This is a genomic window from Nostoc sp. (assembly GCF_036916975.1).
In the GTDB taxonomy this organism is placed as follows: Bacteria; Cyanobacteriota; Cyanobacteriia; order Cyanobacteriales; family Nostocaceae; genus Nostoc.
This window is the reverse complement of sequence record NZ_JBALFF010000067.1, coordinates 1-22,314: the sequence shown is the minus strand read 5'-3', so window position 1 is coordinate 22,314 and position 22,314 is coordinate 1. Positions and strand designations below refer to the sequence as shown.

15 protein-coding genes are annotated in these 22,314 nt (G+C 41.0%); 6 read left to right on the top strand and 9 right to left on the bottom strand.

The window, feature by feature from the left end:
* Nucleotides 1-30: 30 nt before the first annotated feature.
* The 5 genes from V7K73_RS16380 to V7K73_RS16360 form a co-directional block, all read right to left on the bottom strand.
* Nucleotides 31-894, bottom strand: coding sequence for a LynF/TruF/PatF family peptide O-prenyltransferase (locus tag V7K73_RS16380; protein WP_334881662.1), 864 nt, complete (start codon nt 892-894; stop codon nt 31-33).
* A gap of 54 nt (nt 895-948) precedes the next feature.
* Entirely contained in the window at nt 949-1,071 is a 123-nt protein-coding gene (locus V7K73_RS16375; RefSeq protein ID WP_334881661.1) for a hypothetical protein, read from the bottom strand.
* Nucleotides 1,062-3,002 (bottom strand): LamG-like jellyroll fold domain-containing protein, encoded by a 1,941-nt coding sequence (locus V7K73_RS16370; protein WP_334881660.1) that lies wholly within the window; start codon nt 3,000-3,002, stop codon nt 1,062-1,064. The genes V7K73_RS16375 and V7K73_RS16370 overlap by 10 nt, the downstream gene beginning before the upstream one ends.
* An 18-nt stretch (nt 3,003-3,020) precedes the next feature.
* A complete protein-coding gene (locus V7K73_RS16365) occupies nt 3,021-3,971 on the bottom strand; it encodes a jacalin-like lectin (protein ID WP_334881659.1) in 951 nt (316 codons plus the stop codon).
* Nucleotides 3,972-4,157: 186 nt separating this feature from the next.
* Nucleotides 4,158-4,388, bottom strand: a complete 231-nt coding sequence (locus tag V7K73_RS16360; RefSeq protein ID WP_334881658.1) for a cyanobactin biosynthesis system PatB/AcyB/McaB family protein — start codon at nt 4,386-4,388, stop codon at nt 4,158-4,160.
* Here V7K73_RS16360 and V7K73_RS16355 point away from each other — a divergent pair.
* Nucleotides 4,387-4,566 carry a hypothetical protein gene (locus V7K73_RS16355; RefSeq protein WP_334881657.1) on the top strand — a complete coding sequence of 60 codons (180 nt, stop codon included), beginning with the start codon at nt 4,387-4,389 and terminating at the stop codon, nt 4,564-4,566. The two genes, V7K73_RS16360 and V7K73_RS16355, sit on opposite strands and share 2 nt — an antisense overlap.
* Before the next feature lie 138 nt (nt 4,567-4,704).
* On the opposite strand, the gene V7K73_RS16350 is transcribed toward V7K73_RS16355, so the two are convergent.
* From V7K73_RS16350 to V7K73_RS16340, 3 genes are all read right to left on the bottom strand, one after another.
* The gene (locus tag V7K73_RS16350) at nt 4,705-4,932 is read right to left on the bottom strand and encodes a DUF5837 family cyanobactin class RiPP (protein ID WP_334881656.1); all 228 of its coding nucleotides are present in this window, start codon (nt 4,930-4,932) and stop codon (nt 4,705-4,707) included.
* A gap of 261 nt (nt 4,933-5,193) precedes the next feature.
* The gene (locus V7K73_RS16345) at nt 5,194-5,421 is read right to left on the bottom strand and encodes a DUF5837 family cyanobactin class RiPP (RefSeq protein WP_334881655.1); all 228 of its coding nucleotides are present in this window, start codon (nt 5,419-5,421) and stop codon (nt 5,194-5,196) included.
* A gap of 227 nt (nt 5,422-5,648) precedes the next feature.
* A complete protein-coding gene (locus V7K73_RS16340; RefSeq protein WP_334881654.1) occupies nt 5,649-7,688 on the bottom strand; it encodes a S8 family peptidase in 2,040 nt (679 codons plus the stop codon).
* A gap of 871 nt (nt 7,689-8,559) precedes the next feature.
* Between V7K73_RS16340 and V7K73_RS16335 the strand changes: the two genes are divergently transcribed.
* The 5 genes from V7K73_RS16335 to V7K73_RS16315 all read left to right on the top strand — a co-directional run bounded on the left by V7K73_RS16335 (nt 8,560) and on the right by V7K73_RS16315 (nt 19,146).
* Complete coding sequence (locus V7K73_RS16335; RefSeq protein ID WP_334881653.1) at nt 8,560-9,483, top strand: pentapeptide repeat-containing protein; 924 nt, start codon at nt 8,560-8,562, stop codon at nt 9,481-9,483.
* A gap of 165 nt (nt 9,484-9,648) precedes the next feature.
* Nucleotides 9,649-11,007, top strand: a complete 1,359-nt coding sequence (locus V7K73_RS16330) for an AAA-like domain-containing protein (RefSeq protein WP_334881652.1) — start codon at nt 9,649-9,651, stop codon at nt 11,005-11,007.
* A gap of 70 nt (nt 11,008-11,077) precedes the next feature.
* Nucleotides 11,078-15,229, top strand: coding sequence for a two-partner secretion domain-containing protein (locus tag V7K73_RS16325; protein ID WP_334881651.1), 4,152 nt, complete (start codon nt 11,078-11,080; stop codon nt 15,227-15,229).
* Between the two features lie 394 nt (nt 15,230-15,623).
* Entirely contained in the window at nt 15,624-18,155 is a 2,532-nt protein-coding gene (locus V7K73_RS16320) for a CHAT domain-containing protein (RefSeq protein WP_334881650.1), read from the top strand.
* Nucleotides 18,156-18,453: 298 nt separating this feature from the next.
* Entirely contained in the window at nt 18,454-19,146 is a 693-nt protein-coding gene (locus V7K73_RS16315) for a DUF928 domain-containing protein (RefSeq protein WP_334881649.1), read from the top strand.
* Here the strand turns inward: V7K73_RS16315 and V7K73_RS16310 are convergent.
* Entirely contained in the window at nt 19,138-21,906 is a 2,769-nt protein-coding gene (locus tag V7K73_RS16310; RefSeq protein ID WP_334881648.1) for a CHASE2 domain-containing protein, read from the bottom strand. The two genes, V7K73_RS16315 and V7K73_RS16310, sit on opposite strands and share 9 nt — an antisense overlap.
* Nucleotides 21,907-22,314 lie beyond the last annotated feature (408 nt).

Below are 22,314 nucleotides of genomic sequence, written 5' to 3'. Positions count from 1 at the left end.
TCTGTAGGAGCATATTACCTTGTTTGGAGATTAGATTATGTAGTACAAATTTATTTTTTGAATTGTTTCAGCTTGCAATTCACTTTCCAATAAGGCAACTGCCATTTCTTTTACGGGTTGCTGCTGGTAATAGGCGTGAACTCTCCGGGCAATATCGTTTACAGGAAAGTAACTCAAGAAGTCGTTGATATTTTCTAAATAGTAATAGATTTTTCTTTCTGAATTGGCTTGAGAAAGTCCTACACTAATTCTCTTACAAATAGGTAAAGGTTGCAGAACTACTGGCGAGAGAACTTGCATTAATCGCTGCTGTACATCAACTTGTTGCCAATCTTGCTTTGTAATGTATGGATAAAGCTCAATATTGCTTTTACCATTAAATCCACAATCAAATCCAATATGCAAGAAGTTATTAACAAGCAGCATTTTTACATCTGCTTCTAAATCTTTTCCATTCAGGGCAATTGCTAGTTCTTGCTTTTCTGGGTAATTTTTGATAGTTAGGGCAAGGTCTACTGAAGAGTCAGCTAATTCTCTACGAAGATCGACACCAACTAGAAATTCTTTAAGTCTGCTGAAGTCAAAGTCGCCATTAAAGAATTTTTCAATCAAAGAATAATCAGCTTTGACACCAATTCTTGTATTGATTTGATTGAAGAAATCAATTATGATTTTTAGCTGCTGTCTGGTTTCGAGATTAAACTCCAAAAAAAATCTAGCTGGATAAATTCGCTCTACTTCAACTTTGCAGGAAACTTCTAGCGAACAACCGTCTGTAATATTTTCTACTGTTTCTACAAATGATTTGAAGATATCAAGAGCATAAATATTTTCAATCTCAAATACTTGTTCATGGGCAGCAATGAAAGGTAATTTTTTAGCTAATATTTTCATTTTCTACGATCGTCTATTTCCAGCTTGGAATCGGGAGCGGCCATAGTTGACCGATTATTGGGTGAGTACACCCGATGGGGGTGGGTCTGACCGCTCCGTTTGTGAGAGAAAGCTGTAAGCGCGATCGCCCTTGGTGTAGGTGTATTGAGAGGGGCGATCGCTTAACCTTATCTCCAAATCCGCCCCCGCCGAAATGGAGGATCTGCCTCTGTTTTTTGTTGTTTTGCCATCTCCTTAAACCAGTAGCCGTAATCTTCTAATCCGGTCGATCGCGTTAGCCGTTCTTGTGGATCGAGCTTCAGTTTCAGAGGAATTTCTACTTCCTCCCAGACGGGATCGCCTCTGAGTGTTCCCACTGCCCGATTCGTGGTTTTTTCTTCCAGGATTGACCCTACTGTTTGATTCAGAGACCAATAGCGTACCAAGCCAAGTTCTCTGCCAGTCAGGGGGTACAGCCGATTGGCTTCAATCTCTGCTGGCGATCGCACATACCGCCACACCCGCACCTCCAGCAGTTTGCCCTGAAAGCGGGAATCTGGCACGTCTGGCTGTCCACCTAAATAGGTATTGCCAAATGACAAGACAGGAGAAATTGCCTTTTGATTGTCGTTGTTTACCCCGTTAATGTAGAGCTTCGTATCGCCAGAACGACTCCCCGCCCGTGTGACTGCAACATGATACCAGCTTCCAGATGTAATGCTTGCACCCACCGAAGCGATCGCTTCACTAGACAGGGGAGTTTGAAACTTCAGTTCGCCACCTTCTAAATAAAACAGCGTTTCCCCATCGGCAAAAATCACCTGCTTCCCGGCATTCGTCGCCGGATACACCCAGGCTTCGATTGTAAAGTGTCCTTGCGGTCTTAGCGCTCCGCCACCAGCAGAGATCCCCTGATGTTTTTCATCAAGCACCAACACCATCTGAGTACCCTGCAATCTAACAGGGGGGATAGGTGGAGCGATCGCAGGAATTGGCGTCACAGGTGGGCTGGATTCTACAGAGGGTTGAGGCGGACTGGGGGCGACATTGGGGGGGGCGCTTGCAGGTTCGCCCAATCCTCCAGATTCTTCGATTGGTATAAACTGTTCAGGTGACACTGGGGAGGGACTGGGTGAGATATTTGGTGAGGCGGTTGCAGTTTCACCCAGTTCTCCAAGTTGTTCGGTTGTACCTGTATATGTTAGGTTTCCATCAGCATTTTCAATTCCATCCAAGACGATTGAGGTTTTGTTCGGCGAACCATCCGCCCTCTTGCAAGTGGCAGACAGTACATTTCCCTTAATAGAGATTTCGGTGCAAGTTTCTTGGTAACTACTCGGTTTATTCGGGTCAGTTACTTTTAATTCTCCATCAATATTTTCAATTCCCATCAAGACGATTGAGGTTTTATTCGACGAACCATCACCCTTTTTGCAAGTAGCAGATAGGACATTTCCCTTAACAGAAATTTTGGTGCAACTTTGTTGGTAAGTACTACCTCCACCCACTTCTGTAATTACAGGGGCATCTGAGGGTTGGGTTAGTGCAGGAGGACTGGGGGCAACATTAGGGGGTGCGGTTGCTGGTTGGCTCGCTAAACTTTCGGATGCAGTTGGTGAAGATGAGCTTTCTTGATCGGAGGGAGCCGGGGGAGAATCAGAAGATACAGATACAGCGCTTTCTAAAATCCACCAATCTTTAGTGTTTTCCGCAGTCGTAATGTAGCCAACAGAGCTAGTATCCGCACACAGTTTTTGATTACTGTAGGAACAGTTGGTGAGGTAAATCGGCTCTCCATAGCGAATTGAACCTGCCTCACCAGAAACTTTGGCGATCAACCAGCTCTGTTTATTTTCATCGTAGCCATCTTGCGAATAGTAGCAATCATGGCTATCGGCAAAAGCCCCCAAAATGTTATTATTACCCGTTGCTAATTCTGTCGTTTTGATTTTGATGCGACTTTGCGATCTCACCACCTCATTTTCGTAGTTACCTACAAGTTGAAGCGTTACTTTCCCCGTATTTCCTAACTGTGGCCAGTTTGTGCCGCGATCGACACCAACTAGGTATTGATTTGTTGCGTGCTTGAGATAAAAGGTGTCACCAAATTTAACAGTATTATCAGCCATAGTGTTTTTTAAAAAAAATTAGATGGGTCGAGTGTAAATCCCCAATCGCACCAGAACATTTCGATTGTTGCCAGAAGCGCCAAAGAAACCAATAATTTCAGAGCCTTCAGGCGCACCCAGTGTAAACGGCTCTACCTGCTTTTGGTCATTAGCTCCGCCAAACACCTGAGATTGATTGCCTTGATGGGTATGAAATTGAATGCTGATAATATCCTCTTTAGGATAGGTAGAAGTTTGTGCTCCCCACGTTCCGGAAACAGAAGTGAGATAATCTCCTGCGGCTAAAGCAAATGTGCTGAGATCAACTGCCCCGCCAAATGCTTCGGAAAGATAAACTTCAGGAGGATTCGTTACAGGGTTTTCGTATTCGACTTGAATCTTGTCCACTGCCCAGTTCGCACTCACGTTGATACTCTTAATCTTAGTTGCGGTTGTGTTTTTGGGTTGAATTAAAAAATCGGTAGCAGAGATTGAACTGCCTACTGGACCCACTTGTGTAATTACAGGGGCATCACTTTCCAAAATCCACCAATCTTTAATGTTCTCTGCTGTCGTGATGTAGCCGGCATAATCGCTATCAGCACACAGGTTTTGATTAGTGTAGGAACAGTTGGTGAAGTAAACCTGATCGCCATAGCATATTGAACCTGCCTCACCAGAAACTTTGGTAATTACCCAGCTCTGTTTGTCTTCATTCCAGCCATCTTGCGAATAGTAGCAATCGTGGCTATCGGCAAAAGCCCCCAAAATGTCATTATTATCTTTTAAAGGTTCTTTCGTTTTGATTTTGATGCGACTTGGCGATTTAACTACCTCACCCTCGTTACTTAGAAGTTGAAGCTTCACTTTTCCCGTCTTGTCTCCTAACTGTGGCCAGTTGTATGTCCCGGTACCAACAGCAACTATGTATTGATCTGTTGAGTGCTTGAGATAAAAGGTGTCACCAAATTTAACGGTATTATCAGCCATAGTGTTCCTCCAAAGTAGTTGCATGAAGATGAGTTTTGTTAAGCAGAGAAAGCCAGGGGAGTCAAGAGGTTAAGTTCAAGTGGGCAGGATTGCTTAATCTCCTTTCCATCAAAATCCAGCACAGACTGAAGCGGCTAATTCGGGGCTGTTTTTTTCGCTGCTATTGTGGTTTATCAAGAGAAAAATTTAGAGAAACGCCATGCCAGCGAAAGAATCAAAGCATCCAAAGCCAGAAGTTTTTAGTTGGTTATAGCTGCGATATCCAAACCCTGCCGGATCATTGAAGTTTGCGCCGTGCAGCAATCTTATCCGAATGTTAACCAACTCTTCGACGCTGCCGTGAACTACATCAACGGCTTCATGTGGCTGGATTAAATCGGGACGTTTGATGGGGGGGGATTGTTTAGGAAGTTTCATGGTTGGGTTCCTTTTTTGTGGTTGGTTGATGTCCTGTTGTCGAGCCGTTGCTGTATCGGGGAGTCTACCGCTTCCTGTGGGAAAGAAGACTGTGTGGGGATGGGGAGACGGGGTGATAAAAGAGTGTCACGAAAGTAGGGAGCGATCGCACTATCACCGAAGCAAGGAAACGAAGTGAGCTTTCAATCATTTCTTTATCTCCCCATCCCCATAATAATCCGGGCAAAAGCCTCGCTATTCATCCGCTCAAACCAGGCTCAACAACAGGAGGAAAAGTAGTTTTGAGGGGAAATTGACTCTGGGATGGATCAGGAACTTACTCCGCGTCCTCTCCGTTATAAGAACACATCTGGCCTGCCATCGAGTCCCTATGATCCAAATTTTCCAAACTCATACCCGATGGTAGTACAGATGCATTAATAGCGGCATCAGCAAATTGGGACAGGGTAAATTCGGACAGTTCTGCCAGTTGAGTCGGCAGCTGTCCAGTTGCGATCCGGTTGACGGGTTGGGCGGGTTGCGGTATCAGGTTTTGCTTGTCCATGAGAGTTTTCTCCTATTTGTAGTTAGTTGATGTCCATTGCCAAGCGATTTATTTTTGGGAAGCGGGAAAACAAACGTATTTTAGCCTCTCCCACTTCCCTTAGTTACTCCTTTTCCTCATCCTCGTCTGCCTCTAAACCGAAGTTTACGGAAAACCCCCAGATGAGGGCAATTGCTGAGGGATTCATTCTTTACGAATTAGGCTCCCAGACAAGGAAAAGAGAGATTTGAGGGAAATGAAAGGACGTGGTAGAATCAAGCCCTACTCCTCGTCTCCATCATAAGAACAGACCCTCAAACACGCCCTGTAACCAAAAATAGTACCAGGAGTTTCCGTCTGAATCGAGGCTAGTACAGATGCATTAGAAGACTCATCGCTATGCAGTTGCAAAGCTTCTTCAGATAGTTCTGCCAGTTCTGGAGGCAGTTGTCCGGTTCCGATCCGGTTGACGGGTTGGGCGGGTTGCGGCATCAGGTTTTTCTTGTCCATGAGTTCGATTCTCCGTTTTGTGGTTGGTTTATGTCCCGTTGTCGAACCATTGCTCAGTCGGTGGGTCTGACCGCTTCTTTATAGAACAGGACTTACGCAAAAACTCTCTCAAACTCTTATTCCTCTGTGTTCTCTGCGTCCTCTGCGGTTCGTTTTTTGGTCATTTTGCGTAAGTCCTATAGAAGAAGACTGTCTGCTTTCGCCTCTCCATCACCCCATCCCCGTCATCAATAGGGTGTAGACCAGGTTCTCACGTCGCCCAGTGTTACCGGAATCAGATCACTGACATCAATCGTGAACCGGAACACCTTCTTGGCACGACGACTGTTTACCGGGTCAAAGAACTTCAGCTTCACATCCCAACAATCGCTATCCAACCGACAGAAGGGACTTTTCTCCACGGTGATGCTATCTAGTTCCATCCCTGTTGCTACTGCTTCAGCAAACGTCGAAGCCGCCTGGAACGCATTCGTCGCTGCAAAGTTAAGCGCCCGATCTTGAGACGTGGTGCCGAGATTTCGCAAATCGTAGTAAATCCGATTGAGGAAACTAGTTAACGTGCGCCGAATCGGGTCTTCTTGGGCATCTCCGACGGTGGTTTGCACCATCTGTATAGCAGCAGATACGAGTGTATTTATCTTCCAGCCATACATTCCTCGCGGGTTTTGTGGTGCTAGCAGCGGCACAACCTGTCCAGAAAATAGCTTGACGCTGCGCCCGGTCAAAACTCCCGGAATACTCACCCGTTCTACATATTCTTCGCTGCTTTCCGCCTGAATTTGCCCTGCCAATAGCTCTTGTAAGACGGAGTAGGTGTCTCGCGCAAAGGCTCCTTGCGGCTCGATCGCATAAATTGGGGTCAACTCGATGTTCAATGTCCAAATTAGCGATCGCGATTCCGAAGGACTTGCCGCCAAGTAATCCACGATCTGCCTTGCATCGTAAGGGTTTGCTGGAACCACAATCCCGTTAATGTTGTAGGCGGGCATCAATTGTTTGAAGGAATCTCGCCTTGCTTCAGAGCCAAAGTCATAGCCAAGCGTCCCTAAAGCATACACAAGTTGACTGTCAGCGATTTCGCTAGGAGCTTGACTAGCAGTGACAAAGTTCGACGAGGTAGATTGAGTCATGGTGGGTACTTGTTGAGTCCTTGAGTGAGTGGATGGCGTGGCTGAGGAGATAGAGCTTGAGGGAGCGATTGAACTTGCAGCCGATTGAGACTGGTTTACAGGTGCGGCGGCAAGGGCTGCGGCAGGTTCCACGACTGTAACTGTCTGCGTCAGTGATGCAACATCCATTAAGTCATCAACAACAGGGCGATCGGATGATTCAACCTGGCTTTGTTGGGTCCCTTCACAGCCGCAGCCAGAAGCAGCGACTACTGACAAAGTATCTGACACAGTTCCTCCAAATAAGTATTCAAGAGTTCCAGAGATATTGAGTTTGCCAACCAAACAACGACGTGGATCGGAGGTATCGGCCGGTGAACAGGGCAAAGCACTATTTAATAACGCCGCTTTAACTTTTTGCGGATCGGGGGTTTCGCCCTGCTGAATTTGCAAACTTAATAGCAGCGCGGCCACTGCCGTTGCGATCGGCGTAGCAAAACTAGTTCCACTCAACCGAGTAGTTCCGCCTCCTGGTTTTGCCCCCAGGATATTTTCGCCCGATGCCAAAATACCTTGAGCTTGGTAACTTTCGCCCCAATTGCTGAAGTCCATCGGTTTACCCTGGTCATCCATTGCCCCAACCGCTAACACGGCTGGCAAGGCTGCCGGAACGTGTAAACAAGCGCAGCCATCATTGCCTACTGCTGCGACAATCAGCACATTTTTTTCTATAGCTAGCTGCACCGATCGCTTAAGCCATCCTTCTGCCTCACCTTCATCAGTGAGTTGCCCACCGCTAATGTTGATGATGTGCGCCCCTGCATTGACGGCTAGCTCGATCGCCCGGGCTAAATCGAGTTGGGACAGCTGCCGTCCTTCATCTGCGAACACCGGAACGATCAATCCTTTACATTGAGGGGCAATTCCCCTTACAGGGCTACCCGACTGACCAAAGATGATGCTGGCAACATGAGTGCCATGCAGAGACATCTCACCATCAGGATTTGCCTCCCCACTAACCAGCGTCGGTAGCTGGGTCAAATCTGCCCCCAGGAAACAGGGATGCTTCAAATCAGTCAGTCCGTCGAGTACAGCAATGCAAATTTGTGGGCTGCCAGAGGTTTTTGCCCATAGTGGATCGAGAGCTAAAAGATTCATTCTAAAGAGCGATATCCCAATATGGTTCAGTTAAGCCTGAAAGTTAGGTAAAGTAAGCATTATTCCCAAGCATGAAAATTAACTGTGGTACATCTCAAGGATTTATTTTTGTTGTCTCCAACGATAGAAAGTAGTGATTTACTGAATATCCTATTATCAAAATATTTATAGAAACAGCACAACTCTTAATTCGGTTGGACAGCTAAACTAAAAATCTTTTAATTTGCATCCTCAAAAAAATGAATCTCTTGTGGGGTGGGCATTTTTTCTTCTTCTTTTGCATGAAATTGAGAAATTTCATACAGAAGCAGAGGTTTTTGCATTGAAATGTAAGCTCATGAAAATATAAGCGCCATTCAATAATTATTTGAAGGAAATTTTGTAACTACTGTCAAAACTTATTTGAATAATCTATTTAAACACTTTCACTAAAAATAAAACAAGCACATAAATTTCATATATTTATCTCTGCTGTCAAATATATTTTAGCTAATTGCTTCACACATCTTTTTTGTCAATACATAACTATTATACTTTTGAATATCTAATCTCATAAATCTGAGCTAGCAGCATATTTTCAATTAAATTGTCAATAAATAAAATTCATATTTTTAATATATTTTTTTAAACTTATGTTACATAAAATTAAATATAAATTATTTATTAAGCACTATTATATGAGGAGACAAATTATTGTAAGCAGTAGTTTATTTTTAAGTAAGTGGGCAAGAATAAATCAAACTATGTTACGCAATGTAAAATTAATTAAATTGACTCGTAGTGATAGGCTCCAGCGCTATTTTAAGATATGGATGCGCTCGCTATAAACCTTTAATTTTTCACGCCCACTTACTCAAACTTGCTCAAGATAATGATTGCCCAAGAACTTATCAAACGTTATGCAGCGAAGGAAAGAGATTTTCAACACCTGAATTTAAGCCAGATTTCTTTGCATGGTACTGATTTTAATGGTATTGATTTTAGCTATGCTAACCTCAGTAGTGCCAATCTCAGTGAGGCTAACTTAAGTTATGCCATGCTGGTTTGGACAGACTTAAATCGAGCAGACTTGCAAAAAGCTAATTTTGAAAACGCAAATCTATTAAATGTGAGTCTACTGTGGGCAAACTTAAGTCACGCTAATCTAACTAGAGTAAACTTAACCAATGCTCACTTGAATTATGCCAAGCTTGATTCTGTCTGCCTACGAGAGGCAAATTTAACAAATACTGATTTAGAAAATGCTTGTTTGACTCAAGCAGACTTAACTGGGGCAAATTTGTTTAAAGCCAGTCTCAAAGCTACAGACTTGACTGGCGCTAAGTTTGATGATGCTAATCTTCGTCAATCCAACTGGGAAGGGGCGATTTTATCTGCTGCTTCTTTACGACGAGTTGATTTGGAAGGAGCGCAATTACAGGATACTATTTTAAAAGGATCTGACTTAACAGAATCAGATTTAATTAAATCTGACTTGAGTAATGCAGATTTTAGTGATGCAATTTTACGTCAAGCTGCCTTGGAGTTAGCCTGTTTATTTAATACAGACTTGAGTCGTGCTGATTTAAAGTTAGCTTCTTTATTTAACGCCAACTTAGAGGAGGCAGTTCTAAATGGAGCAAATTTGAGTGATAGTGATTTAAGACACGCAAACTTTACAAATACTCAATTAGAGGGAGTAAATTTTTCCGGTTCTCGTGTTAAAGGAGCTTTGTTTACCGATGCGATGGGGTTAACTGCTCAACAAAAGCAATGGCTGAGGAAAAACGGAGCATTGAATATTTCTGATTTGTAGAATGATGGATAATACTAATTCGTAATTCATAGTTATACAAGTTGGATTTTATCTGTGTTTTGAGATTGCAATGTGTAGAAATGCAATGTCTTGCCTTGCGCCACTGCTTTGAAAAAATTGATATGAAAAAAATAGAACTTTAAACATCTTTGGTTTTTAAGAGAGATGAGGAGCATAGAACAATTTATCCAATTGACGGAAGCATTAATTAATGATAAGACAGGGAAATCACTTTCTTTTATCCAAAAAGCTGTTTTGTCAGCATCTCTCTTAGAAACAAAAAAAAATTATGCCCAAATTGCTATAGAAAACAACTACTCGGAGAATTATATCAGGCAATTGGTTGCTCCTAAATTGTGGCAACTACTTTCTAATACTCTTGGCGAGAAAGTTAATCGAACTAATTGTCGTGCTGTGCTAGAGCAACGATTAGACAGTTCATGTTTGCAAACAATATCTCAGCCTACACAGATGCAGGAAAAGATAGTTTTAGAACCTCCAGAAGGACAAGTTCCGCTTTCTTCTACTTTATATATTAAACGGGACTTAGAACAAGTCTGTTATCAAGTAATTCTCCAACCTCGTGCGTTTATCCACATCAAAGCGCCGCGAAAGATGGGGAAAACTTCTTTAATGACCAGAATCCTTGCTTATGGTAGTTCGCATAATTATCATACTGTTAGGCTAAGTTTACATCGCGCTGAAACAGAAGTTTTTAGCTCATTAGAAAAATTTTTACGCTGGTTCTGTGCTAATGTTACCTATCAGCTAGGAATCAAGTCAAAGTTAGAGGAATATTGGGACGAGGATATGGGTGATTTGATGAACTGTACTATCTATTTTCAAGGGTATGTGTTACAAGAAATCTCTACTCCGGTTATCTTAGCATTAGATGAAGTGAATAAGTTGTTTGAATATCCTCAATTGACTCGTGATTTTTTGGGGCTATTACGCTCATGGTATGAAGAAACAAGAGATATATCAATTTGGCAGAAATTACGAGTTTTAATTATTAAATCTACCGATATTTATATTAATTTAGATATTAACAAATCTCCTTTTAATGTAGGATTAGCAATTGATTTACCTTCTTTTACAACATTGCAGGTAGAGGATTTAGCACAACGTCATGGACTCCAACTGACAGCTTTGCAATTTGAACAATTAATGGCGCTTACAGGAGGATTTCCTTATTTGGTGCGACTGGCGTTTTATCATAGCGTTCAACATCAAATTCCTGTGGACAATATACTACAAGATGCCACAAATGATACTGGAATTTTTAGCGAACATTTGCACAATCAGTTACACTCACTTCTGCAAAGTCATGATTTGCTTGAAGTTTTTCAACAGGTTATTAAGTCAACTGCACCTATAATTTTAGAGCAAGAAGTAGCATTTAAATTAAAAAGTTTGGGACTGATATATCTAGAAAATAAAACTGCAACAGTTAGTTGTGGTTTGTATAGAGAGTATTTTAGTGATTACTTTATTAATAATACAGCAATTATAGCTCGTTCGTAACCAACAAGTACCTCGACTGAATAAACAAGTCAGGGTGATGTAGCTTTCAAATAAAAAAACCAGTTAATTCATGTTGAAATTAAAAAACATTTCTAGACAGTACTCTAAGTATATTAAAATCTCCGCAATATTATTTTTCAGTAATATATTTACTTATTCTCTTACCTGTTTTAACCCAGTTAATGCTCAAATAATACCCGATAACACGTTGGGAGCCGAAAAATCTACGATTACCCCTCAAAATACTCGTGAATTAATCGGCGGAGGTGCAATTCGTGGTGGTAATCTTTTTCATAGTTTTCAAGAATTTAATATCAATCAAGGGGAACAGGTTTATTTTGCTAATCCGGCGGGTATTAGTAACATTCTCACTCGGGTTACAGGAAATAATATATCTAAGATTTTTGGGACATTAGGTGTGGATGGGGCTGCAAATTTATTTTTGATTAATCCGAATGGGATTATTTTTGGTAAAAATGCCCAATTAAATATTGCAGGTTCTTTTTTAGCTAGTACTGCGAATGCAATTAAATTAGGAGAAAATGGGTTATTTAGTGCAACAGAACCGCAAAATAGTAATTTACTAACGATTAATCCAAAAGTTTTATTTTCTAATGCCTTACACCAACAACAAGCAGAGATTAATGTAGCAGGAAATTTAACGTTAGGTACTGGGCAAAATCTGACTTTACAGGGAGATAAGATCATCAGTACAGGTTCTTTGACTGTACCAGGAGGAACTGTGCAGCTTTTAGGAAATCAGGTGAGCTTATTAAATAATGCCAATATTAACACTGATGCTCTCAAAAATGGCAATGGCGGCACTGTAATTATTAAAGCAAATGATCTAACCCGTTTTGAGGGTAATATTAGCGCCCGTGGTGGTGACAATTCTGGGAACGGTGGTTTTGTGGAAATATCAGGTGGCAGGGTGGAATTTGCTGGTACTGTGGATACTAGCGCTGTAAATGGTTTTGGTACATTCCTGCTTGAGCCGAAAGATATTCTTATTCAACCAGGGGGTACTGTTAGCGGTCAAAGTTTAAGCCAATTGTTAAGGCTAAATAATGTCAATTTACAGGCTAATAATGATATCACTGTTGATGATGATATTACTGGCGTTGGGGCAAATAATCTTAACTTAGAAGCAGGGCGATCGCTCACCATTGCTCCCAACCGCAGTATCATTCTCAATGGTGGTAATTTTAACGCTAAAATTAATGATGAAAATGCGATCGCTACCGAAAGAGATCCTGGAGTAGCACAGTTTTTTATGAATTCAGGCTCCCAAATCCTTACCAATGGCGGGAATGCAATTATCACATCAGGAACCTTTGGGCAAACCAGTCAAATTAATACTACCAATGCATCCATCATTTCTGCAAAAAGTAGCGGCAATGGTGGCGACATTGCCCTAAACGCGATCAATGATATTACGACTGGTAGATTAATTAGTGGGTTTTTCAATATACCCAATATCACCGACTCTATAAATAGCGGTGACATCACTATCAAAAGTACCGCAGGTGGAATTACAACTACTAATTATGTGTTAGCTAATGCCTTATTGCAAGCAGGAGACATTTCATTCTTAGCCGCAGGTAATCTCAGCCTCAATGCCGCAGGTGACTTTCCTCGTTCAGGTAATATCGCTTCGATTGGAGACACACCAGGAAAAATTACATTTAGTAGTGGTAATATCCTCTCTGGTAAAAATATTCGCATTGTGAATGCAAACTTAGGTGCTGGTAGAGGCAATGACATTACCCTCACCGCCCGCTCAATCTTTCTCGACACTACATCTATTTTTGCTCTTGCTAGGGGTAAAGGTCGAGGGGGAAATATGATCCTCAATGCTACAGATGATGTAGTAATGCGGACAAGCGATATTGGTACAAATTCTGATGCGGCGTTGGCTGTAAATATTCCTACTGGTGCTAGCGGCGATGCTGGGGATTTGACTCTCAATGCTCGTCGGTTGAGTATTAGCCAAGATCCAACAGCTTTCTTCCCATTTAAAGCAACTGCGATCAGTACTGGAACTGACCCAAACACAACGGGTAATGCCGGAAATTTAACAATCAATGCCTCAGAATCCGTAGAACTTATCGGTCGTCAACCCACAACCCCAATACTTACCCCTAGCCAATTGGTGAGCCAACTTATACGAGGAACAGGAGTAGGTATCAGCACAAATGCTTTCGGAAGTGGTAACTCTGGCAAACTGACGGTTAACACTGGGCGCTTAGTGCTTCGAGATGCAGGTGGAATTACTACATTCCCAGTGTCAGGTAATGGCGGAGATTTAACAATTAATGCAACAGAAATATTGTTGCAGAATTTTGCCGGGATTCAAACAGCAACAGCTGGTTCAGGGCAAGCCGGGAATTTGACAATCAACGCTGACAACGTAACCCTCACCGGTAGGTCGATAATCAATGCAACGGCGCTAGCTGGTACGGGTAATGCTGGCAACTTAAATTTATCAGTTAAACAACTAAATGTCCGTAATGGTTCCATCGTTTCGTCAGCAACCACAGCAGAGGGGAATGGAGGAAGATTAACTCTCAACGCTACCGATGGGGTAGAAGTGGTGGGGACTTTTGCAGATAATAGTAGTCTTCCTAGTGCGATCGCAACGGGTTCATTTAATGCGACGGGTGGTAATGCTGGGGCTTTAAATATTACGACTGGGCAGTTAATTGTCCACCAAGGGGGAGAAATCACCACCGCTACGCTTGGTCAAGGCAATGGGGCAGCGCTGACAATTAATACCCGCACGCTGCAATTAGATAACGGTAGAATTAACGCTTCCACATCTGCGGCTGGTAACGGAGGCGATATTACTATCAACGCCACCCAATCAGTAGAAGTTGCTGGTAAAGGATTTGCAAACTTGCAAGAAAAAATTATCAATCCAGCCTTTGCAGGTACTCTCAGGCTTGATAACTTTGACCAGGGAATCGTTGCTGTTAGCGCAGGTGAAGGTAGCGCTGGCAATGTTGTAATTGAAACTCCAAATTTTATCGCCCGGAATGGTGGAATAATTGGTACTACCGCCTTGGGTCAAGGACAGGGGGGGAATATTAATATCAATAGTAGTAATACTTTTGATTTGGATAACTCTTTCATCGGTGCAGGAACATTAACCAATGCCCAATCTGGCAATGTTAACTTAACAGCCCGTCAACTCACAGCCAAAGGCGGCACACAGGTATTTACTACTACCTTTGGTTCTGGAAAAGCTGGGGATTTAACAGTTAATGCTTTAAAATCCATTGATTTAATTGACCCCTCTCAGCAGGGTTTCGGCTCAGGCTTATTTGCCTCTTCTGCTCAAACTGCTGCGGGAAACGGGGGAGACATTAATATCAACATTCCCAATGGTGACTTAAATATCCGCAATCGCGCAACAATATCTGTCAGCGCTTTAGGAACAGGCAATGCTGGAGATGTTAATATTGATGCCCGTTCAATTTTCCTCGATCAAGGTTCCATCACTGCTACGAGTGTTTCGGGACAAGGAGGTAACATCAACCTCAAAGTAGCCAATAACCTACTTTTACGAAATAATAGTCAAATTTCCACCCGTGCAGGAACAGAAAATAGTGGTGGTGGTAATGGCGGCAATATGGATATTAATAGTGGATTTATTATTGCTGTTCCCCAAGAAAATAGCGATATCACAGCCAATGCTTTTGCTGGTAATGGTGGGAATATCAACATTACTAGTCAAGCTATTTTTGGCTTACAGGTTAATAACGAACTCACCCCAAATAGTGACATCACCGCCAGTTCTCAATTAGGCATCAATGGCACGATTAATATCAATACCCCAGATGTTGACCCCTCTAGAGGATTAGCTCAATTGCCTTCTGTGCCTACCGATCCGGCAAATCAAATTGTGGCTGGTTGTCCCAGCAACGAAGAGGCAAATTTTGTGATTAGTGGACGGGGGGGTTTACCAGAAGATCCCCGTCAAGTATTGCGTGGTCAGATAGTTTTGCAGGATATGCGAATTGGTGCAGATTCCCCAAATAAATCAGGGCAAATCAGCAATAGAAAAGTACCAGATGCAAAAGAGCAACCACCATTACTAGAAGCTACTGGATGGATAATTAATCAACAAGGACAGGTAGAATTAGTGGCAAACACTACCCAAGTACAACCTGATGGTGGGAGAAATAAAAGTGATTGTGGGAATTTATCGGCTCAACCGTGACCGATTCACCCATCAATATTTAGCCATCCCACAAGAGTTATGTTTAATTTGGTTATGCAAATTAGATATTTTTCAGATGCTCATGCTTGATTACTAAATCGTACCTGTATATTTTAACAAAGTTTCGGGGTTTAATTCCTAGCCTTTGAAGGGCAGAACGTTTTGTGTCGGGGTTAAATCCCCGTTACAAAACGTAATTACGAATTACGAATTATTTTAATTCTGCATCCATATTTTCAAAATTGGTTGACTAACAACAAATTGGATGTTTTAAAAAAGTATAAAAATGATATATTGACATAGAAAAACAAGTACGATTCTTTCATAGGGTCTAAATTTAGGCTGTTAATAACATCATCTTGCAAATAGAAAATAGAAATTATTATGACTATTTATGCGTATTCATCGTCACCTAATTTTAGTCCTACTAATCTTTTTCTTAATAACAACTGTTTTACCAGCCACCGCCGAGTATTCTGCTTCCCCAACTCAATCCCCAGTCAGCTTAATTGAGCAAGGAAAACAACTTTATGATGCCGGGAAGTTGGTAGAAGCTGCACAAATTTGGTCACAAGCAGCCCAGATATTTCAGCAAAATAAACAGCAGCACTATCAAGTATTAAGTTACAACTATTTAGCGATCGCCTATCAAGACTTGGGCAAGTGGTCAGCAGCGCGATCGCTAATCACCCAAGCTGAGAATATCCTAAAAACAGTGGATGATTCCTTCCTTTACGCCCAAGTCCTCAACACCCAAGGAAGTTTACAATTTAACACTGGACAACCGGAATTAGCCTTAGAAACTTGGCAGCAAGCTGAGAAAATCTATCGTTCCTTCAAGGATGTAACAGGGATTGTGTTATCGCAGATTAACCAAGCCCAAGCATTGCAAACGTTGGGAGAGTATCGTCGCGCCCAAAGGCAACTAGAACAAATCAATCAAGACCTTGGTGCTTTACCTGATAATCTCCTAAAAGCTAGAGGATTGCGGAGTTTAGGGGTAACTCTGCAAGTAGTGGGAGATTTAGAGCGATCGCAACAAATATTATCGCAAAGTTTAGCGATCGCCAAGCTGGTAAATTCTACCGCAGATATTGGGGAAACCTTTTTAAGATTGGGGAATACAGCTAGAGCTAGGGAAAATTTTAAAGCCGCCCTAGAATTTTATCAACAAGCAAGCGCAATTGGTGGCGAACATACTCAATTAGAAGCACTCCTCAACCAACTCAGCCTTTTAATAAAAACTGATCAAAATCCAGATGCACTAATATTATTACCCCAAATTCAAGAACGTCTTGCTAATCTTCCTCCCAGCCGTTGGGGAATTTACGCCCAAGTTAATTTAGCAGCAAGTTGGATGAAACTGTCATCATCAAAAACAAAAGACATTGCTCAACTTTTGGCAAAAGCAGTCCAACATTCCAGAGAATTAACAGATGCCAGAGCGCAAAGTTATGCTTTAGGAGAATTAGGACATCTCTACGAACAAACTCAGCAATTCTCAGAAGCCTTAACTCTCACCCAAACAGCATTATCTTTGGCACAAGCAATACAAGCAGATGATATTGCTGTCAATTGGTTGTGGCAGCAAGGACGAATCGAGAAAGCTAGAGGGAATATTGAGACAGCAATTACTGCTTACGAACAAGCTGTTGATTCCTTAACATCTCTGCGTCAAGATTTAATCCAAATGAATCCGGAAGTGCAGTTTTCTTTCCGCGATCAAGTTGAACCAGTGTATCGGCAGTTAGTACAATTACTTTTACAAGATGTAGACACCCTGCCACAAATCATTAAGCAACAACACTTAGAGAAATCTCGCCAGACAATTGAGGCACTGCAATTAGCAGAGTTAGAAAACTTCTTCCGCCAAACCTGCTTAACTTATAAACCGCAAGCAATAGATAAAATTGATTCAAAAGCAGCAGTAATTTACCCAATTTTGCTAGAACGTCGCTTAGAGGTAGTTGTTTCTCTTCCTGGACGACCTTTGCAACATTATGGAACAACCCTTTCATCACAAGAAGAATTAAAGGTTTTTGATGAACTGCGCCAGTCTTTAAACCTTGCTTTCTTGCCTGACGAGGTACTACCTTCTGCCCAAAAATTATATGATTGGTTATTACGTCCTGCCCAAAAACAGATAGAACTTCAGGGGATTAAAACCTTAGTATTTGTCTTGGATGGTTTTTTACGCAGTATACCAATGGCAGTTCTCCACGATCGCCAACAGTTTATCATCCAAAAGTACAGCATAGCATTGACCCCCGGTTTACAACTGTTAGAATCTCGCCATTTTCCTCCGCAACAATTTCAAGCCTTAACTGCGGGTTTAGCAGCAGCACGTCAAGGTTTTGCTGAGTTACCTGGTGTCAAACAAGAAATTAAACAAATTACAAACTATGTGCATACACAAGTACTGCTTAATGAAAAATTTACTCGCGCCAACGTCCAAAAGCAAATAGAAAAAGTTCCCTTTTCTATAGTTCATCTTGCCACCCACGGAGAATTTAGCTCCAAAGCCGAAGACACATTTCTTTTAACTTGGGAAGACCGGATTAATGTTAAAGATTTAGATAGATGGTTAAAAGGTGCATCTTCAAAACTGAGCAAAAATGCTCCACGCCAACCAATTGAGCTATTAGTTCTTAGCGCTTGTCAAACTGCCAAAGGCGACAACCGCGCTGCTTTAGGATTGGCAGGAATTGCTATCCGTTCTGGTGCTAGGAGTACTTTAGCAACCCTCTGGTCAGTACAAGACAAATCAACTGCTGACTTGATAGCAGAGTTTTACCGTCTGCTTACCCAGAAGGTGGTCAGCAAAGCCGAAGCACTGCGTCAAGCACAACTATCTCTATTAAATTCTTCTCAGTACAAACATCCTTATTATTGGTCTGGGTTTGTACTGGTAGGAAATTGGCGTTGACTCACAATCAGGGAGGCTTAAAACAATTCGCAATTCGCAATTCGCAATTCGCAATTCGTAATTAAGTTTTGTAATGGGGATTTAACCCCAACACAAAACTTACCGATTTTAGAGCCGGGGGACTTAAACCCACGGAACTAGTTAAATATAACTCTTGTGGGGTGGGCATCTTGCCCGCCCAGTTTATGCAATTTAAATGTGGAACAGCTTAGAAGCTCTTTACTTAAACCCTCCAACTTTGTTAAAAAATAACACCTGAACTCTGACAAATCACAACCAACCACAGACATTTCAGAAAATGATCGTAAATAATGCCTCATATCAATTTAAATTCTTTACTGTTGGCTTATCTTTACAACTGTTGATGTTTGCCTTACCCAGTTTGGCGCAATCAGAATCACTCACACCAAAAGCCAACCTACCAGAGCAATTCGTTTTTCAAGAGACTTTTGAACCACCTGGAGAGCCAAAACCAAAAAGTGAAACTGTTGGTGCAGGTTCTCGTGATGGGCTGAGGTGTTCTGAGAATGAACAGCCTATTAAACCTTTAATGCCAAAACATAACTTTGGGTTAACCTTCCAAGATCATCCTCCCGTATTCATTTCCTTACCCAAAACTTCAGCACAGAAGGTTTTGCTGACTTTTAGAGATGAAACAGGTAACTATTATCAAAGAACTTTTTTACCTATTACTGCTAGTGGAGGAATTGTTAGCTTCACTCAACCCAAAGAAAAAACGCCGTTAACCGTAGGTAAAAATTACGAATGGTCTTTAGTAGTTGTCTGTGGAAAAACTGTGCAACCAGACGATCCTATATTTAAAGGTTGGGTACAACGAGTTGCAAAAACGACTAAAGTTGATAAGGAGTTGAGCCAGTTGACTACCATTGGTCAAGCAAACTGGTACGCACAGAGAGGATACTGGTATGAAATGCTTATGGCCATAGAGAAAGTTAGAAAAGCTGAACTTAAGAATACCCAATTAAAATAATTCGTAATTATTTTGTTGTAGTATCTTGTCTATCAACTGCTGATTTTCTTTGCCTTCTGCTTGTTTGAAATATTCAATCGCAATTTTTCCAGCAGCAGGTTGCTCTTTTGCAACCGCAAGTAGTGACTTGAGAGTTTGCTGGAGTTGGATTTTCTCAAGCTGCTTAGTTGCAAACATAGGTAAAATAATCGGAGCAAGTATTAATCCCAATAATGGAGGAATAATCGGAATCCACCAACCTTGTAAAAATACCAGATAACTAAACACAATTAATCCTAGTCCAGTGCTAGTGACGACAAACATTAATTGTGTAGGTGATTTTAACCGCCAAGCAATTAATGTTCCTATCCCAGACCAAAGCAAAATCCATAAGCTCTCCCATATCTCAGACCAAGTTCGCAGCATTCCTTTTCCTTGCAGCGCTGCGGTTAATATTTGGCTGGTAATATTAGCATGAATAAATACTCCTGGCATTTGTTTTGTTGACCCCAATAAGCGATTGTTATAAGGTGTTTGAAAAAAGTCATTAATACTTTCAGCTGTTGCACCAATTAAGACAATACGATTTTGGATTTTTTCTTTTGGTATCCGTTCTTGCAACAAATCTGTGATGGAGAAGCTTTGAAAGTTTTGTTCTGTGCCGTGATAATTAAGTAAAATTTGATAACCTCCAGTATCAGCCCGAACATAGCCTCCATCAAAGGGCTGCAAGGGTACTATTAAGGCTTTGCCAAGCTGGATATGATGGCGATTTTCCGGATCAGGATGGGGAGTTATACCAAAAGCTTTTAAGTATTGTAATGCTAATTGTAAACCCAAACTCTGCCGTAATTGATTTTTTGGCGATCGCGCCAACGTCTGTGATGAACGCACTGTCAATAAGGCTCGACGTACTTTACCATCTCCATCCAATACTTGGTCACTAAAACCCACCTGATTTAATTGAGCTAATACTTTTGGTGGTGCAACCTTAGTGCCTACAACTTTATCAACACCAATAAGATTGGGAGTAGCTTTGAACAATTCTACTAATTCTTGATACCCTGGTTCTACTGGCAAATCTCGATATAAATCCAACCCAATTAATTTAGGTTGATAAATTTTCAATTTGTTGAGCGCTTTAACCAAAATACTATCAGGTATGGGGTATTGTCCTATTTTTTGTAAATCTGGTTCATCAATTGTAATTACAACAACACGAGAATCAATTCCTGCTTGGGGTCGTTGTTGCAAAAATCTGTCAAACATATTCCATTCCATTCCCTGCAATAAACCAATGAAGCGTAGCAGGGTAATAAAACTAGTAATACCAATTGCAAAGCTGACAATACACGGTTTACCAAAGTGTAATACAGCATTTAATTTAGCAGCTTTTCGAGCTTGATTTAAAATTCGATTTGCTTCCTTTGCAGCCGCCAAAGTAAATTGTGCTTTTTCTAATTCAATTTTCTCGGCGGTTAAATTTATTTCAATTTCTTGTTTATCCAACTGCTGACTAATAGCAATAAACTGATAATCTATATTAGAAAGTTTTTTATTTTCTGACCAAGCTACTGCTTGTTTTAATTTCATGCCTCTTAATAATTGAGTGTTGTCTTGCTGATTGCTATCAACCCAACTTTTGAAATTTTGAGAATATGGACGGAGATTTTTTAAGTTTTTAGTAACCCAATCTAAATTAAATATAGCTTGATAAATTTTATTTTTTATTTGACTTTTCCCTTGACATATAATAACTAAACCCGATAAAATTAACTCATTCTTTTCTCTAATATCATCAATTGTGACTTCTTCACCCATTAAAATTTGCTGGTAGACTCCTAACAATCTTCCTGCCGTTTGCTCGTTCTCTAGAAGACGGGAGCTTATAGTTCTTAAGTGTTCCGGTTCATCTTGAAATTCCCAATTATTTATAATACGGGATCTAACTAAATTACTAACAAATAATTGAGAATTGTTCATTAGTAATTTATCTCTATCTTCCCATTTCTCATTTGCCACAATTTGACATAGCTTTTGAGTAAGAAATGGTTGTCCACCAGTCCAAGCTAATATCTCTTTTAAAATAAGTTTTGGATTTACTACTTTTCCTTCCAATCCTTTTGTTAAAGGGATAGTTTCTTGTAGCTTAAACCCCTGAAGTTCTATTGATTTACCAATATTAAATGATGTACGTCTTTTATCTTGAATCAAATCTAATGGAGTTGCCACTCCGAAAATAGCAAAGGTAATACGTTTATATTCAGGATTGATTGCTCGTTGATTATAGCAAAACCGAATCAGTGCAAAAAAATCATCAACTGAGAAATCCAAACTCAGAATACTATCAATTTCATCAACAAAGATAAATAATTGTTTGCCAGGAAAATGAAGCTGTAATAATTCCTCAATAAACCACCTTAATCTTTCCAGTAAAGATATATCTTCTTGTTCACGCCACCAACTTTTTAAATTGATTTTACTTAATAAATTAAAACCTAACCATAAATCACCAATTACACTCTTATACCACTGGAGTGGGGTGATATGTGAAGTACCAATAATCGACATATCAATGCTACTGCATTTAAATCCTTCTTGTTCCAAGCAATGTTTTGTACTTGCAAGCAGAGAGGATTTACCCATTTGTCGAGAGTTCAGTATGTAGCAACACTCTCCCTGCTTGAGAGCCTCATAAAGCAGGGTATCTGCTTGTCTTTGAACATAACTAGGTGCATTAACTGTCAAACTGCCACCGACTTGGTATTTATAATCAGTCATAGGTTTAAAGGTGGTTTAGCCATTATTGCACCTATTGAACAGTACTTGGAGAGTCAACTTTCAACAAAACGTCTCCGAATTTATCGTACTTTGCTAAAAGTTATTGCTCACAAGGCTGTTCTTGATGGTTGGTGAGAAAATTTGTGTTGCCTTATACTAGGTTCCGAGCGCAAACCACAGTTAATAGTCAACCATATTTTGACACCCCTGAAGATGCTTATCAGGCATATTGCGATTAGGTCATTGTCTAAGCCATGACTGAAAATTAGCTGTATCTCTGACTGCGTTAGAACCGGGAGCGCGTCCGTGTCGATTCTGAGGAGAAATCCAAACGGTGCAAAGGAATGCCTCATGCACCATATCGTCATGTATTAAATAGTCTGTTGTACATTCTAATTACTGGGTGTA